18 protein-coding genes are annotated in these 15433 nt (G+C 67.9%); 16 read left to right on the top strand and 2 right to left on the bottom strand.

Translation table 11 applies throughout. The features are described 5' to 3' along the window. Positions 1-19: 19 nt before the first annotated feature. The 11 genes from nagZ to DES45_RS09805 all read left to right on the top strand — a co-directional run bounded on the left by nagZ (position 20) and on the right by DES45_RS09805 (position 9802). Positions 20-1039, top strand: coding sequence for a beta-N-acetylhexosaminidase (nagZ, locus tag DES45_RS09855; RefSeq protein ID WP_114769806.1), 1020 nt, complete (start codon positions 20-22; stop codon positions 1037-1039). A 38-nt stretch (positions 1040-1077) separates the two neighbouring features. Then, on the top strand, positions 1078-1878 hold the full coding sequence (locus DES45_RS09850; protein ID WP_114769805.1) for a segregation and condensation protein A: 801 nt from the start codon (positions 1078-1080) through the stop codon (positions 1876-1878). 20 nt (positions 1879-1898) lie between these two features. Further along, positions 1899-2588, top strand: a complete 690-nt coding sequence (scpB, locus tag DES45_RS09845; protein WP_245571677.1) for an SMC-Scp complex subunit ScpB — start codon at positions 1899-1901, stop codon at positions 2586-2588. Next, positions 2585-3706: an ABC transporter ATP-binding protein gene (locus DES45_RS09840; protein WP_114769803.1), complete on the top strand. Its 1122-nt coding sequence runs from the start codon at positions 2585-2587 to the stop codon at positions 3704-3706. The genes scpB and DES45_RS09840 overlap by 4 nt, the downstream gene beginning before the upstream one ends. A 55-nt stretch (positions 3707-3761) precedes the next feature. Further along, the gene (locus DES45_RS09835) at positions 3762-4007 is read left to right on the top strand and encodes a twin-arginine translocase TatA/TatE family subunit (RefSeq protein ID WP_114769802.1); all 246 of its coding nucleotides are present in this window, start codon (positions 3762-3764) and stop codon (positions 4005-4007) included. Between the two features lie 59 nt (positions 4008-4066). Then, positions 4067-4600 (top strand): Sec-independent protein translocase protein TatB, encoded by a 534-nt coding sequence (tatB, locus tag DES45_RS09830; protein WP_114769801.1) that lies wholly within the window; start codon positions 4067-4069, stop codon positions 4598-4600. After that, complete coding sequence (gene tatC / locus DES45_RS09825) at positions 4600-5409, top strand: twin-arginine translocase subunit TatC (RefSeq protein WP_114769800.1); 810 nt, start codon at positions 4600-4602, stop codon at positions 5407-5409. Before tatB ends, tatC begins: the two co-directional genes overlap by 1 nt. 115 nt (positions 5410-5524) lie before the next feature. Then, a complete protein-coding gene (gene serS, locus DES45_RS09820; RefSeq protein WP_114769799.1) occupies positions 5525-6886 on the top strand; it encodes a serine--tRNA ligase in 1362 nt (453 codons plus the stop codon). Positions 6887-6890: 4 nt separating this feature from the next. Then, on the top strand, positions 6891-7652 hold the full coding sequence (gene surE / locus DES45_RS09815; RefSeq protein WP_114769798.1) for a 5'/3'-nucleotidase SurE: 762 nt from the start codon (positions 6891-6893) through the stop codon (positions 7650-7652). Between the two features lie 16 nt (positions 7653-7668). Continuing rightward, positions 7669-8376, top strand: a complete 708-nt coding sequence (locus DES45_RS09810; RefSeq protein ID WP_245571656.1) for a protein-L-isoaspartate O-methyltransferase family protein — start codon at positions 7669-7671, stop codon at positions 8374-8376. Positions 8377-8590: 214 nt separating this feature from the next. Then, positions 8591-9802: a peptidoglycan DD-metalloendopeptidase family protein gene (locus tag DES45_RS09805; protein WP_114769797.1), complete on the top strand. Its 1212-nt coding sequence runs from the start codon at positions 8591-8593 to the stop codon at positions 9800-9802. Between the two features lie 96 nt (positions 9803-9898). On the opposite strand, the gene DES45_RS09800 is transcribed toward DES45_RS09805, so the two are convergent. Further along, positions 9899-10795, bottom strand: a complete 897-nt coding sequence (locus tag DES45_RS09800) for an ATP-binding protein (RefSeq protein ID WP_114769796.1) — start codon at positions 10793-10795, stop codon at positions 9899-9901. 248 nt (positions 10796-11043) lie between these two features. On the opposite strand from DES45_RS09800, the gene yajC reads away from it, so the two are divergent. From yajC to DES45_RS09775, 5 genes are read left to right on the top strand one after another with little or no spacing between them, the layout of a single operon-like run. Further along, the gene (yajC, locus tag DES45_RS09795) at positions 11044-11322 is read left to right on the top strand and encodes a preprotein translocase subunit YajC (RefSeq protein WP_173949316.1); all 279 of its coding nucleotides are present in this window, start codon (positions 11044-11046) and stop codon (positions 11320-11322) included. A gap of 38 nt (positions 11323-11360) precedes the next feature. Next, complete coding sequence (gene secD / locus DES45_RS09790; protein WP_114769795.1) at positions 11361-12968, top strand: protein translocase subunit SecD; 1608 nt, start codon at positions 11361-11363, stop codon at positions 12966-12968. Positions 12969-12980: 12 nt separating this feature from the next. Continuing rightward, complete coding sequence (gene secF / locus DES45_RS09785; protein ID WP_114769794.1) at positions 12981-13919, top strand: protein translocase subunit SecF; 939 nt, start codon at positions 12981-12983, stop codon at positions 13917-13919. Positions 13920-13923: 4 nt separating this feature from the next. Beyond that, the gene (locus DES45_RS09780; RefSeq protein WP_114769793.1) at positions 13924-14310 is read left to right on the top strand and encodes an Mth938-like domain-containing protein; all 387 of its coding nucleotides are present in this window, start codon (positions 13924-13926) and stop codon (positions 14308-14310) included. Between the two features lies 1 nt (position 14311). Beyond that, positions 14312-15160, top strand: a complete 849-nt coding sequence (locus tag DES45_RS09775) for a phytoene/squalene synthase family protein (protein ID WP_114769792.1) — start codon at positions 14312-14314, stop codon at positions 15158-15160. Between the two features lie 21 nt (positions 15161-15181). Here DES45_RS09775 and DES45_RS09770 read toward each other — a convergent pair whose 3' ends face one another. After that, positions 15182-15409, bottom strand: a complete 228-nt coding sequence (locus DES45_RS09770) for a hypothetical protein (RefSeq protein ID WP_114769791.1) — start codon at positions 15407-15409, stop codon at positions 15182-15184. Between the last annotated feature and the right edge of the window lie 24 nt (positions 15410-15433).

Raw genomic sequence — 15433 nt, 5'->3', positions numbered from 1 at the left:
GGGGACGTAAGGCGCGGGTATGACCACCCGCGCCTTCATTGCTGGCTGCTCCGGCCACGAGCTCACCCCCGACGAGGCCGCCTTCTTCCGGGAGGCGGCGCCCTTGGGGTTCATCCTGTTCAAGCGCAACATCGACAGCCCGGCGCAGGTGAGGGCGCTCTGCGACGCTCTGCGCGAGACCGTCGGCCGGGCCGACGCCCCGATCCTGATCGACCAGGAGGGCGGCCGCGTCCAGCGCATGGGGCCGCCCCACTGGCCCAAATACCCCTCGGGCCGCACCTACGGCCTCCTCCACGCCAACGATCCGCTTGTTCGGCGCGAGATCGCAAGGCTCGGCGCCCGCCTGATCGCCCATGACCTGCGCGAGGTCGGGATCACGGTGGATTGCCTGCCGGTCCTGGACGTCCCGTCCCCCGGCGCCCATGACGTGATCGGCGACCGGGCCTACGGCCGCTCGGCCGAGGACGTGGCGATCCTGGGCCGCGCCGCCGCCGAGGGCCTTCTGGCGGGAGGCGTCCTGCCGGTGGTCAAGCACATGCCGGGACACGGCCGGGCAGGGGCCGACAGCCATCTGGCCCTGCCGGTGGTGGATGCGAGCCGCGAGGAGCTGGAGGCCCATGATTTCCGGCCCTTCCGGATGCTGACCGACATGCCGCTCGCCATGACGGCCCACGTGGTCTACACGGCGATCGACCCCGAGCGACCGGCCACGACCTCGCCGGTGGTGGTCCGCGAGATCATCCGCGGCCATATCGGCTACGACGGCCTCGTGATGACCGACGATCTCTCCATGCATGCCCTGTCGGGCTCCTTCCGCGAGCGGACCGAGGCCGCCTTCGCGGCCGGCTGCGACATCGGCCTGCACTGCAACGGCCGCATGGAGGAGATGTCCGGAGTGGCCGAGGCGGCGCCCGTCCTCGAAGGCGATGCCCTTCGTCGGGCCGAGGTCGCCCTTCAGCGCATTCGCCACGATCCGGAGCCGCTCGATCCTGTGGATGCCCGCGCTCGGCTCGACGCCGCGCTTGCGATGGTCGCCTAGGCGGTGGAAGCTGCGGGCCCCGCGAGTTGAGTTCATCCATGGCACAGCCTCTCCCTTTCGAAGACGGAGCCGCCCCCGAGCGGGCGGAGAGCGAACCCGCGCTCCTCGTCGACGTGGACGGCTTCGAGGGGCCGCTCGACCTCCTGCTGGAGCTCGCCCGACGCCAGAAGGTGGACCTGCACCGCATCTCGATCCTGGCGCTGGCCGAGCAGTACCTCGTCTTCATCGAGGAGGCGCGCCGGATGCGCCTCGAGCTGGCGGCGGACTATCTGGTGATGGCGGCCTGGCTCGCCTATCTCAAGTCCCGTCTCCTGCTGCCCGAGCCGCCCAAGGGCGAGGAGCCGAGCGCCGAGGATCTGGCGACCGCGCTGGCGCTGCGCCTGCGCCGCCTGGAGTCGATCCGTGAAGCCGCCAAGAAGCTGGGCGAGCGCGAATGGCTTGGCCGCGAGGTCTTCGCCCGCGGGGCGCCGGAGCCGGTGGTGGTCCGCAAGGACTCTCATTACGAGGCGAGCCTCTACGACCTGCTCTCGGCCTATGCCCGACAGAGGCAGATCCGCTTCAACGCCAGGGTGTCTCTGCACAAGCGGACCGTCTGGTCGCTGATCGAGGCCCGGGAGGCCCTCGAGCGCCTGGTGGGTCACCTGAACGACTGGGTGACCCTGGACACTTATCTCGTCGAGTACATGGTGGAGCCCGCCATGCGCCCGACCGTCCTGGCATCGGCCCTGTCCGCTACCCTCGAGATGGTGCGGGAGGGGAAACTGACGGTGCGGCAGGACGAAGCCTTCGCGCCGGTCTGGGTGAAGCCCGTGACCGATCCGGCCGAGGCAGGAGCCTAAAGATGGAAGAGACCGACGACATGGTGGAGGAGCAGGTCTCCTCCGAAATCCAGGTGCCGGATCACGGCGAGGCCATGCGCATCGCCGAGGCGCTGCTGTTCGCCTCTGCCGAGCCGCTGGGCGCCGAGGAACTGGCCGGGCGCCTTCCCGAAGGAGCGGACGTGGCGAAGATCCTGGAGGATCTGACGGCCCACTATGCCGGTCGCGGCGTCAACCTCGTGCGAGTGGCCGGGAAATGGCAGTTCCGCACGGCGGGCGACCTGTCCTTCGTGCTGGCCCGGAACGTGACGGAGCAGCGCAGGCTCTCCCGCGCCGCCATGGAGACCCTGGCGATCGTGGCCTATCACCAGCCTGTCACCCGCGCCGAGATCGAGGAGATCCGCGGCGTCGCCACGTCCAAGGGCACCCTCGACACCCTCATGGAGACCGGCTGGATCCGCCTGCGCGGGCGCCGGAAGGCGCCGGGCCGGCCCGTGACCTACGGCACGACGCCCCATTTCCTCGAGCATTTCGGCCTCGACGCCATCGACGACCTGCCGGGTCTCGAGGAGCTGAAAGGGGCCGGCTTCATCGAGGGCCGCGTCCCGTCCGACTTCTCGGTGCCGGTGCCGTCCGACGATCAGGCCCTGCGGGAGGACGAGGACCCGCTCGAGGGCGACGACCTGCTCCAGCCGCTGGACATGCACCAGAGCGAGGCCGGCGAGGAATGACCGCAAAGCCAGCGCCCGGAAGGGACCGCTTCCGCCTGCCCCTCTGGGGCCAGCGCGGCACGGCGGGAGCCTCGATTCCGGCCCAGCTCACCTTCGAGAACATCGTCCAGACCTATGGCGGCCTGAACGTGCTCGACGGCGTGTCGCTCACGGTCAGGCCGGGCGAGCTCGTCTGCCTGCTCGGCCATTCCGGCTGCGGCAAGACCACGCTGCTGCGCATTGCGGCGGGGGTCGAGGCGCCGACCTCGGGGCGCGTCCTCATGGACGGGCTGGAGGTGAGCGGGCCGTCGGCCTTCGTCGAGCCGGAGCGGCGCGGCATCGGGCTGATGTTCCAGGACTATGCGCTCTTCCCGCACATGACGGTCCTGCAGAACGTCAAGTTCGGCCTCAAGGACCTGTCGGCCAAGGAGGCGGACATCGCCGCCCGCCGCGCCCTGTCGCGCGTAGGCCTGGAGCACTATGCGGAGGAGTTTCCCCACACACTGTCCGGCGGCGAGCAGCAGCGCGTGGCGCTGGCGCGCTCCATCGCGCCGCGTCCGGGTGTGCTGCTGATGGACGAGCCGTTCTCCAACCTCGACCGTCGCATGCGCGACGCCATCCGCGACGAGACGGTGGCGATCCTGCGCGAGACGAAGGCGACCACCATCGTGGTGACGCACGATCCGGAGGAGGCAATGCGGATCGCCGACCGAATCGTGCTCATGCGTTCGGGCACGATCATCCAGGAGGGATCCTCGGAGGAGATCTACCGTCGCCCGGTCAATCTGTTCGCGGCGCGTTTCTTCTGCGACTTCAACGAAATTCCCGGCGAGGTCCGGAACGGCCTGGCTCATTGCCCGGTCGGCGTCTTCCCGGCGCCGGGCCTGAGCGACGGCCCGGCCGTGGTCTGCGTGCGTCCGCAGGGCGTGCGGCTCAAGCCCGCGGGGCTGTGCCTGCCGGGGCGCGTCGTGTCGCGCCGCTTCCTCGGGGAGGTCGACCTTGTCCATATCGACGTGGCGGGAGTCGAGCGGCCGCTTCAGGCGCGCGTTCACGATCCGGTGGGCGCGAAACCCGGACAGGATGTGGGCATCGAGATCGACCCGAAGGATGTCCTTGTTTTCGCCGCTGCGGATGCCTAGGTTGGCCGCAAGTTGAAATTCGAGAACCGTGCCTTATGGGCGCAGGAGGTTTGCCGTGGGTAGCACTAGCATCTGGCACTGGATCGTCGTTGGTTTGATCGTCGTCCTGCTCTTCGGGCGCGGCAAGATTTCCGACATGATGGGCGACGTCGCCAAGGGCATCAAAGCCTTCAAGAAGGGCATGGCCGAGGACGACACGCCGGCGAAGCCCGTTCAGCCGTCGGAGCCCGTGCGGACCATCGACCATCAGGCCGGCACCGCCGCGCCGACGGGTGCGACGACGGACCACAAGGTCGGCTGAACAGTATGAGGCCGCGCCGTCGCGCGGCCATTGCGTAACCGTAGGGTCAGGGCCACGCCATGTTGGACATGAGCTGGGGTGAGGTGATGGTGATCGGCGCCGTCGCGTTGATCGTCATCGGCCCGAAGGACCTGCCGCGCGCGCTGCGAACGGTCGGCAACGTCACGGGCAAGATCCGCCGCATGGCCGCCGAGTTCCAGGGCCAGTTCCAGGAAGCCATGCGCGAGGCGGAGCTCGACGACGTCAAGAAGCAGCTGCAGGGCGTGAACGAATCCGTGTCTTCCCTCAACACCAACTTCAACCCGATCCAGACGATCCGGGACGAACTGAAAGGCGCGGTGGACGCTCCCATGACGGCTCATGAGAAGACGCCGGGCGAGGAAGCCCACGACGCCGCCGCTCAGGGCAGGGGAGAGGCCGGTCCGCCGGCCCCGGTCGATCCGGCCATCGCGCTGCCGATCCCGTCCGTCCCGCCGATCGTCGATCCCGCGGAGGCGATCGCCGAATCCCTGGAGCGTGAGGCCGAAGCCGAACGGCGGAAGGCCGTCGAAGCCGCCGCGCCCAAGAACGACAAACCGGACGCACAAGCCTGATGACCACGAGCGTGGAAGACGATGAGGTCGAGGCATCGCGTGCGCCTCTGATCGAGCATCTGACCGAGTTGCGTGCGCGCCTCATCAAGGCGCTCATCGCGTTCATCGTGATGTTCTTCATATGCTTTGCGGGCGCGAAATACATCTACAACGCGCTGGTCTGGCCTTATGTGCTGGCGGTCGGCTCGCCCGAGAAGGCGCACCTCGTCTACACCCATGGCCTCGAATACCTGTTCACCCAGATCCAGGTCGCGGCCTTCGGGGCCGGGTTCCTGGCGTTCCCGGTCATCGCGATCCAGATCTACAAGTTCGTCGCCCCCGGCCTCTACAAGAACGAGCGCAGGGCCTTCCTGCCCTACCTGGTGGCCACGCCGGTGCTGTTCACGGTGGGCGCCGCCTGCGTGTACTTCATCGCCATGCCGCTGCTGATGCGGTTCTCGGTCGGCATGCAGCAGCTCGCGACCGACAACGCCCCGGCCATCGAGTTCCTGCCCAAGGTCAGCGAGTACCTGTCGCTGATCATGACGCTGATCTTCGCCTTCGGCATTTGCTTCCAGCTGCCCGTCATCCTGACGCTGCTCGCCCGGGCCGGGATCATCGATTCGCAGTTCCTCAAGGACAAGCGCCGCTACGCGATCGTTGTCGTCTTCGTGGCCGCCGCGGTCCTGACGCCGCCGGACGTGATCAGCCAGTTCGCCCTCGCGGTCCCGACGCTGCTCCTCTACGAGGCGTCTATCTTCTCCGTCCGCATGGTCGAGAAGAAGCGGGCGGAAGCCGAGGCCGCGCGCGCTGCGGCCGGAGAGGCGTGAGCCGGCGGCGCTGACCGCATCCGAGCGTGAGCATGGGACGGTCCCGAAAAGTGGTTTCCACTTTCGGGGCCGATGCTCTAAGGACAGGGCCGTATTGTCGAAGAACGGTCCTACCATGCATGACATCCGCTCCATCCGCGAGAACCCCACAGGCTTCGACCAAGGCCTCCGGAACCGGGGCATGGAGCCCCTGTCCGAGCGCCTGATCGCCCTCGACGACCGGCGCAAGAGCGCCGTCTCCGCGCTCCAGGCGGCCCTCGAGCGCCGCAATGCCATGTCCAAGGAGATCGGCCAGGCCAAGGCCAAGAAGGACGAGGCCCGGGCGCAGGAGCTGATGGCCGAGGTCGCCCGGCTGAAGGAGAGCATCCCGCAGCTCGAGCAGGAGGAGCGCGAGGCCGGGAAGGAGCTCGACACGCTTCTGGCCGCCATCCCGAACACCCCCAAGGGGGACGTGCCGGTCGGCCCCGACGAGACCGGCAACGTGGAGCGCCACCGCTTCGGCACGCCCCGGACCCTGAACAGCGCCAAGCAGCATTTCGAGCTGGGCGAGGATCTCGGCCTGATGGACTTCGAGACCGCCGCCAAGCTCTCGGGCTCGCGCTTCGTGGTGCTGAAGGGCGCCCTGGCGCGGCTGGAGCGGGCGATCGGCCAGTTCATGATCGACCTGCACACGAACGAGCATGGCTACACGGAGGTGAGCCCGCCGCTTCTCGTGAAGGACGCCGCTATGTTCGGCACGGCGCAGCTGCCGAAGTTCGAGGACGACCAGTTCTGGGCCTTCCCAGGCTCGGCCCTCGAAACGCTGCTGGCCTCTGCCTCCGAGGGGGCGGCTCCTGAGGCCCTTCGCCAGATCGCGAAGGACAGCCGCTACGGGCTCATCCCGACCGCCGAGGTGACGCTGACCAACCTGGTGCGCGAGCAGATCGTGGCGGAAGAGGAGCTGCCGATGCGCCTCACCGCTCTCACCCAGAGCTTCCGGGCTGAGGCGGGATCCGCCGGGCGCGACACGCGCGGCATGATCCGCCAGCACCAGTTCACCAAATGCGAACTCGTCTCGATCACGACGCCCGAGACGTCCGCCGACGAGCACGAGCGGATGCTGACCAGCGCCGAGAACGTGCTCAAAAAACTGGAGCTGCCGTTCCGCACGATGACGCTCTGCACCGGCGACATGGGCTTCGCGTCGGCCAAGACCTACGATATCGAGGTCTGGCTGCCGGGGCAGGGGATGTACCGCGAGATCTCGAGCTGTTCGGTCTGCACGGACTTCCAGGCCAGGCGCATGAACGCGCGGTTCCGTCCGGCGGACGGCAAGGGGCCACGCTTCGTGCACACCCTCAACGGGTCCGGCCTTGCGGTCGGCCGCACCATGGTGGCGGTGCTGGAGAACTACCAGAACGAGGACGGCAGCATCGCGGTCCCGGCAGCGCTCCAGCCCTATATGGGCGGGCTCGCCCGCATCGAGCGGCAGGCTTAAGACCATGCGCATCCTCTGCACCAACGACGACGGGATCCACGCTCCGGGCCTCAAGACCCTGGAGACCATCGCCCGCGCCCTGTCGGACGATGTCTGGATCGTGGCGCCCGAGACCGACCAGAGCGGCGTTTCCCACTCGCTGTCGCTCAACGATCCCTTACGCCTGCGCGAAGTCGCCGACCGGCACTTCGCCGTGAAGGGCACGCCCACCGACTGCGTGATCATGGGCGTGCGCCAGCTCATGCTCGACCGCAAGCCGGACTTGATCCTGTCCGGCGTGAACCGCGGGCAGAACGTGGCCGAGGACGTGAGCTATTCCGGCACCGTGGCCGGCGCCATCGAGGGTACGATCCTCGGCGTGCCGTCCATCGCGCTCTCCCAGGCCTACGGAGCGGGCACGCGCAACGCCTTGCGTTGGCACTGCGCGGAGCATCATGGGCCGAAGGTCGTGCGCAAGATCCTGGAAACGGGCATCGAGCCAGGCATCCTCGTCAACGTGAACTTCCCGGACTGCGAGCCGGAGGAGGTCGAAGGCGCCGCCGTGGTCAACCAGGGGCAGCGCACCCAGGAACTCCTGCGTCTCGACGAGCGGCGCGACGGGCGCGGCAATCCCTATTTCTGGATCGCCTTCGAGCGGAAGCCCTTCACGCCCGGCAACGGCACGGATCTCTGGGCGATCGCCAACCGGCGCATCGCGATCACGCCGCTGCGGCTCGACATGACCGACGAACCGACCCTGACGCGCTACGCCCAGGCCTTCGAGTAGGAGCCGAGCCGAGGGGATGAGCGAGACCGATCCGCTTCAGGAACCGATGGAGCCGCTTCTCGCTCCCGACATGGATCAGCGGGACGAGCAGGAGGCGGTCGGCGTCGCGTCGTTCCTGTTGTCCCTGCGCTCGCGCGGCATCCGCGACATCGGAATCCTGCGCGCCATGGAGCTGGTGCCGCGGGACGTGTTCGCGCCCCGTCGCTTCTCGGATTTGTCCCGCACCGACGTCGCCCTGCCGCTGCCCTGCGGCCAGACCATGACGGCGCCGCGCACCGTCGCGGCCATGCTCCTCGCCCTCGGGGTGGCCGAGGGGCACAAGGTGTTCGAGGTCGGCACCGGCACCGGCTATGTGAGCGCGCTGCTGTCACGGCTCGGGGCGGAGGTCCATTCCGTCGAGCGGTTCAACACCCTGGCGGAGGCGGCGATCCAGCACCTGAGGATCGTGAAGGCGGAGCGGGTGCACATCGAGATCGGAGACGGGCTGGCGGCCCGCCCGCGCGAGCGCTTCGACCGGATCCTGCTCAACGGCGCCGTCGCGGAGGTGCCTTTCGCCGTAACCGCGCTCCTCGGGCCGGGCGGCCGCCTCGTGGGGGCGCTCACCGTCGAAGGATTGCCGCGTCTCGTTCGGATCGACCGCCTGGAGGACGGGGAACTGCGGCAGGAGGTCGGCGCGGGCCTGCGGATCTCCCCTCTCGTCTCCGGCGTCGCCCAGACCCTCTGACAGTCGCGAAAAAAGCGATCAGAGTTACGGAAACTTGTCCGCAGAAACTGTTGCTTAACCTGAATCGGCTTTTAATCACCCCATCGAGTTGCGTTCGGTTGGTGGGGTTTGAGTCATGCGTTTGCGGGTGTGTTCTGGGCAGTGGATCGCGGTTTCGCGGATCGCTCTGGTGGGCTTGATCGGCAGTGCCGCAGCGGCCTGTAGTTCGGACACGATGCGGTTTGCGGAGAATCCGTTCTCCAATCCGTTCGCCGCAAGCGACAGATTCGACTCGAGCGCTGCCCCCGCCGCTCAGGCTCCGGCCCAGAACCTCGCCGCGACGACCGCCGTGCCCACTCCCTCCGTGCAGGCCCAGGCGCTTCCCCCGGTCCAGGCGCAGCCTCTGTCCCAGCCCGCCCGCGTCGCCTCCGCTCCGGCTCCCGCTCCGGTCGCAGGCAGCGCCAACGGCTGGTCCGCCGCCGGCGGCACCCCGATCACGGTCGGCAGCAACGACAACCTGAACACGATCTCCCAGCGCTACGGCGTTCCGTCGAGTGCGATCCTGGCCGCGAGCGGCCTGTCGAGCGCCTCGCAGGTGAAGCCCGGCCAGCGGGTCGTGATCCCGGTCTACAACGCCGGCAGCGGCTCGACCCAGGTCGCGTCCGCTCCGACCCCGGCTCCGGCGCGCCCGGCGATGGCGTCGCAGCCCGCAGGCCAGCCCAAGTTCCGCCTCGTGGAGAATTCCAAGGCTGCGGCCGCTCCGGTCGAGCCTGTGGAGGCCGGCAAGCGCAGCCGCCCCGGCATGACCGCGACCGCAAAGGCCGAGCCGGCTCCGGCTCCGGTCAAGGAGGCCCCGGTCAGGACCGCCTCCGCGGCTCCCGAGCCGTTGGTCTCCGCGGCCCGGCCGGTCGTCGAGCAGTCCACCAAGGTTGCGGCCTATGCCGATCCGCAGCAGATGAAGCCCGTGGTCCAGCCCGTTCCGGCGCAGCCCGTCGCAGCAGCGCCCGCTCCGGCTCCGGTCGCCCAGCCCGAGGCCGCCAAGGCTCCGGTCCAGGAGCCCGAGCAGACGGCGAGCGTTTCCGGCGACTTCCGCTGGCCGGCCCGCGGCCGCGTCATCGCCGGCTTCGGGGCCAATGGCGGCAACGAAGGCATCAACATCGCGGTCCCGGAGGGAACGCCCGTGAAGGCCGCCGAGGCCGGAACGGTGACCTATGCCGGCAGCGAGGTGAAGGGCTACGGCAACCTCGTGCTCATCCGCCACGAGAACGGCTACGTCTCGGCCTACGCCCATAACGGCGCGCTCAGCGTGAAGCGCGGCGAGCAGGTCAAGCGCGGCCAGGTGATCGCGACCTCCGGCCAGAGCGGCAACGTGACGTCGCCGCAGCTCCACTTCGAGATCCGCAAGGGTTCGACCCCGGTCGACCCGATCAAGTATCTCGGCGGCTAAGGCCTCTCGGAAATTTTGCTTCGGTCGGCTTTCGAGACCCGTGGCCGATCAAGGAAGGGGACGGTGGAGCTCAGCCACCGTCCCTTTGCCGTTTCGTCAGATCGGCTGGCCCAGCCGCCCCGCCAGGTCCTGGATGAACTGCCAGGCCGTGCGTCCGGAGCGGGCCCCGCGCGTCGTCGCCCATTCGAGCGCCTCGGCCCGGAAGGCCTCCCGGTCCCCCTGGAGGCCCAGGTGGTCGATGTAGCCGAAGACCATGTCGAGATACTCGTCCTGGCTGCACTTGTGGAAGCCGAGCCAGAGGCCGAAACGATCCGACAGGGACACCTTCTCCTCCACGGCCTCGCCGGGATTGATGGCGGTCGAGCGCTCGTTCTCCATCATGTCTCTGGGAAGCAAGTGGCGGCGGTTCGACGTGGCGTAGAAGATCACGTTATCGGGACGGCCCTCGATGCCGCCTTCCAGCACCGCCTTGAGGGATTTATAGGACGTATCGTCGGAATCGAACGAGAGGTCGTCGCAGAAGACGATGAACCGGTGCGGGTCCGCCCGCAGGAGGGCCATGAGCTCAGGCAGGGTCTCGATGTCCTCCCGGTGGATCTCGATGAGCTTGAGCGGGCGCGAGGCGTCGGGCCGGGTGTGGTTGATCTCCGCATGCACCGCCTTGACCAGGGACGACTTGCCCATGCCCCGCGCGCCCCAGAGCAGGGCGTTGTTGGCCGGCAGGCTCTTGGCGAAGCGCTGGGTGTTCTCGGCGAGCATGTCGCGCACCCGGTCGATGCCCCGCAGGAGGCTCATCTCCACGCGGCTGACCTTTGGCACCGGCGAGAGGCGCCGGGCGGCGGCCTGCCACACGAAGGCGTCGGCGGCCGCGAAATCCGCCTGCGGCATCGCGGCCGGGGCAAGGCGCTCCAGGGCGTCGGCGATGCGCCTCAGGAGCGCGAGGGAATCGGGAGAGGAGAGGGGGGAGAGAGGATCTGATGGAGCGTTGGACATGACGTTCTGCAACCCGTGACGGGGCTGCTTAGCGCGGAAGGCGGAGGGCGTCCATGGAGAGGGGCTTTGGAAATCCCCGCAACTTCATTGATTTCGTGGAGTCGATGGGTATAGTCCGCCCCGCTTCTTACACCGCACGGCGCGGGTGGGCGTTTTTCGGCGCCTGCCTCGCGCCTTTATCCATGGAGAGCCGCTTGTTCATTTCGCCCGCCTTCGCGCAAGGGGCCCCCGCCGCTGGGGGAACGGATATGATTCTGCAATTCGTTCCGTTCATCCTCATTTTCGTCATCATGTGGTTCCTGATCATCCGTCCTCAGCAGAAGCGGGTGAAGACGCACCAGGAGATGATCAAGAACGTCCGCCGTGGCGACACGGTGGTCACGTCCGGCGGCATCATCGGGAAGGTCACGAAGGTTCTCGAGGATTCGGCCGATATCGAGATCGAGATCTCGGAGGGCGTGAAGGTGAAGGTCGCCCGCGCCATGATCGCCGAGGTCCGCGCCAAGGGCGAGCCGGTCAAGGCCTAAGACGGCCGACGCGTCTCCCAGAAGAGGTTTAGTCGACGATGCTGCGCTACTCGAGGTCCAAGATCATCGCCACCATGGCAATCATCGTGATCGGTCTGCTTCTCGCGGTTCCGAGCATGATGAGCCGCGAGCAGCGCGAGGCTTTCCGGAGCTCTCTGCCGAGCTGGGTGCCGTCGTGGGTCATCCCGTCCCGCGCCATCGTCCTCGGCCTCGATCTTCAGGGCGGGTCGCACGTCCTCCTCGAGGTCGACGTGCCCGACCTGCTGCGCACCCAGACCACGCAGCTGCGCGACGACATCCGTCGCGTGCTGCGCGAGACCCGGGTCGCCCCCCAGGGAGGCATCCAGCTCACCCAGCGGGGGGCCCAGATCCGGGTGCCCGATGCCGCCGACCGGGAGCGCATCCTGCCCAAGCTGCGCGAGCTGTCGCAGCCCATCGGTAATGCGGTGATCGGCCAATCGGGGAACCGCGACATTCTCGTGGACACGACTCCCGACGGGTTGATCACCCTGACCTATACGGAAGCCGGCGTGAACGAGAAGGTCCGCCGCGCCGTCGACCAGGCCATCGAAGTGCTGCGCCGCCGCGTCGATGCGCTCGGCACGACCGAGCCGAACATCCAGCGTCAGGGCGTCGACCGTATTCTCGTCCAGGTGCCGGGCCTCCAGGATCCGCAGCGCCTGAAGGAAATCCTCGGCCGCACCGCCAAGCTCGAATTCCGCCTGCTGGGCCAGCAGGGCGCCGCCGACGTGGACATGCTTCCCTCCAAGGACGCGGGCGGCCAGCGCGTGCCCGTGGAGCGCCAGGTCATCGTCGAGGGCGGCGATCTCGTCGATGCGCAGCCGGCCTTCGACAGCCGCACCAACGAGCCCATCGTCAACTTCCGCTTCAACATCCGCGGCGCCCAGCGCTTCGGCCAGGCGACCACCGAGAATATCGGCCGGCCGCTCGCCATCGTGCTGGACAACGAGGTCATCTCGGCGCCCACCATCCAGTCCGCCATCACGGGCGGCGCGGGCCAGATCTCCGGCCGCTTTTCGGTCCAGCAGGCGAACGACCTCGCGGTGCTCCTGCGCGCCGGCGCCCTGCCGGCCAAGCTGACCATTGTCGAGGAGCGGACCGTCGGTCCGGGCCTCGGCCAGGATTCGATCCAGGCCGGCAAGATGGCCACCTACGTGGCCACCATCTTCGTCGTCATCTTCATGTTCGCCACCTACGGGATCTTCGGCCTGATCGCGAACATCGCGCTGCTCGTCCACGTGGGCCTGATCTTCGGCCTCATGTCGGTGCTCGAGGCGACCCTGACCCTGCCGGGCATCGCCGGCATCGTGCTCACCATCGGCACGGCGGTCGACTCGAACGTGCTGATCTACGAGCGCATCCGCGAGGAGGTCAGGTCGGGCCGGTCGATCGTGTCCGGCGTCCAGGCGGGCTTCGAGCGCGCCTTCGCGACCATCGTGGACTCCAACAGCACCATGGCGATCGCCGCCCTCATCCTGTTCTTCCTCGGATCGGGACCGGTGCGCGGCTTCGCGGTGGTGTTCCTTCTCGGCATCCTGACGACGGTGATCACCGCCGTGACCCTGACGCGCATGATGATCGCGCTCTGGTACAAGTGGATGCGCCCCAAAGTTCTTCCGTTCTAAGGAGTTGTTGTCGTGCGCCTCATCCGTCTCTGGCCCGAGAACTCCCACTTCGACTTCATGCGCTTGCGGCGCTTCTCATTCCCGCTGTCGGCGATCATCTCGATCCTGGCCGTGATCATGCTCTCGACCGTCGGGCTGAACTTCGGCATCGACTTCAAGGGCGGCACGCTCATGGAGCTGCAGTCGAAGACCGGGCAGGTCGACGTCGGCGCCGTGCGCCAGACCGCCGAGGGCTTCGGCTTCGGCGAGGTCGAGGTGCAGGAATTCGGCAATGCGGGCGGCGTGTCCCTTCGCTTCCCGATCCAGTCGGGCGGCGAGGCGGCGCAGAGCGCGGTGGTGCAGAAGGCGCGTGACACCTTCGGCAGCCAGTTCGACTTCCAGCGCGTCGAGACGGTGGGGCCGCGCGTCTCCAACGAGCTTGTCCAGTCGGGAACGATCGGCATCGTGCTCTCGGTCCTGGCGGTGCTGCTCTATCTCTGGTTCCGGTTCGAGCGTGAGCTCGCCATCGCGTCCATCATCGGCACGATGCACGACATCGTGCTCACGGTCGGCTTCTTCGTGATCACCCGGCACGAGTTCAACATGACCTCGATCGCTGCGATCCTCACCATCGTCGGCTATTCGCTCAACGAGACCGTCGTCGTGTTCGACCGTACCCGCGAACTCATGCGCCGCTACAAGACGATGCCGACCGAGGAGCTGTTGAATCTCTCGATCAACCACACCATGTCCCGCACGATCATGACGGCCGTGACCACGGCTCTGTCCCTGCTGGCGCTGGTGCTGTTCGGCGGGCGCGCGATCGAGGGCTTCGCCCAGGTGATGCTCTACGGGGTCGTGATCTGCACCTATTCGGCGATCTGCATTTCGTCGCCGATGCTGATCTATATCGGCCTGCGCAGCTCGGAAGCCGCCAAGGTGCCGGAGGGCAAGGTCGCCGCAGCGGAGTAAGGGCATGTCTGAGGGCCGCCTCTACGACGGATTCGTCCCCGGACGATTCCCCATCGACGCCTACGGCAATGGCGGCTTTCGCTTCGCGGACATGTCCCATCGCGGCTCGATCCTCGTCCTGCCGTCCGGCATCAGGGCGTGGCCGGTGACCTCGCTGGCGGAGATGACCGGCAGCACCCTCGATCCGATTTTCGCCGAAGGAGACGCCCTCGAGCTGCTCCTTCTTGGCACGGGCGTCGACGTGGCTGCCATTCCGGAACGGGTGCGGCTGCGCTTCCGCGAGGCGCGGATCGGCCTGGACGTCATGCAGACCGGCGCCGCCGCCCGCACGTACAACATCCTGCTGGCCGAGAACCGCCGTGTCGGTGCGGCCCTCATCGCCGTGCCCTGATATGGCCGAGACCGATCCGAACTTCGCCTTCGCCCATTGCGAGTCCCTGGTGCGCGAGGGAGATCCCGACCGCTACTGGGCAAGCCTCTATGCGCCGGTCGACCGACGCCCGCATCTCTACGCCCTCTATGCCTTCAACTTCGAGGTGGCGCGGATCCGCGAAGCCGTGCGCGAAGCCCTCGTCGGCGAGATCCGCCTGCAATGGTGGCGTGATGCGCTCCAGGGCGAGGCGAGGGGCGACGTGCGGGCCAACCCGGTCGCGGCCGCCCTCGACGACACCATCGTCAAGTTCCGCCTGCCCCGGCAGGCCCTCGTCGACCTGATCGACGCCCGGGTGTTCGATCTCTACGACGATCCGATGCCGAGCCTGAACGACCTCGAGGGCTATTGCGGGGAAACGTCCTCCAGCCTGATCCGGCTGTCCAGCATGGTCCTGGCCCAGGGGCGCGACCCCGGCTCCGCCGATGCGGCCGGCCATGGCGGCGTCGCCTATGCGATCACGGGGCTGCTTCGGGCCTTTCCCTGGCACGCCCGCCAAGGCCAGGTCTACGTCCCGGCCGACATTCTCGAGAAGCACGGTGTGGTACGCGACGACATCGTAACCGGCCGCGGCGGACCGGGACTCGAGGCGGCGCTCGCCGATCTCAGGGCCATCGCGCGCCGGCATCTCGATCAGGCCCGGACGCTGCGCCCGACGATCCCGACGGAGGCCGCGCCGGCCTATCAGCCCCTGGCCCTGGTGGAGCCCTATCTCAATCAAATGGAACGGAAGGACTACGACCCGTTCCGGACGGCAATCGACCTGCCTCAGTGGCGCCGGATCTGGGCCCTCTGGCGGGGGCCGTTCTAGCGCCTTCCACGATCCCGGCGGTCAGCCGTTGTCGCCACTGTCGATGATGACGTGCTTCTTCCCCATCACGCAGTATTCGATGTGCTCCTTGCCATCGACCACGTAGCGGATTTCCTTCTCGGCCTCCTGCTCGGGCGTGTCGTTCGCCGAACAGGTCAACTCGGGCCTCGGCTTCTGCGGCTCCCTGGCCTGCGCCAAAGAAGCCGCGGCGAGCGCCAGGACGGCCGTCAGGATCGCCATGCGGGTCATGCGCTGCTCCGTGGTCCAGATCGG

It is taken from the genome of Microvirga subterranea, from assembly GCF_003350535.1.
In the GTDB taxonomy this organism is placed as follows: domain Bacteria; phylum Pseudomonadota; class Alphaproteobacteria; order Rhizobiales; family Beijerinckiaceae; genus Microvirga; species Microvirga subterranea.
Note: the sequence above shows the minus strand (reverse complement) of the source record. Positions and strands in the feature narration are given on the sequence as shown.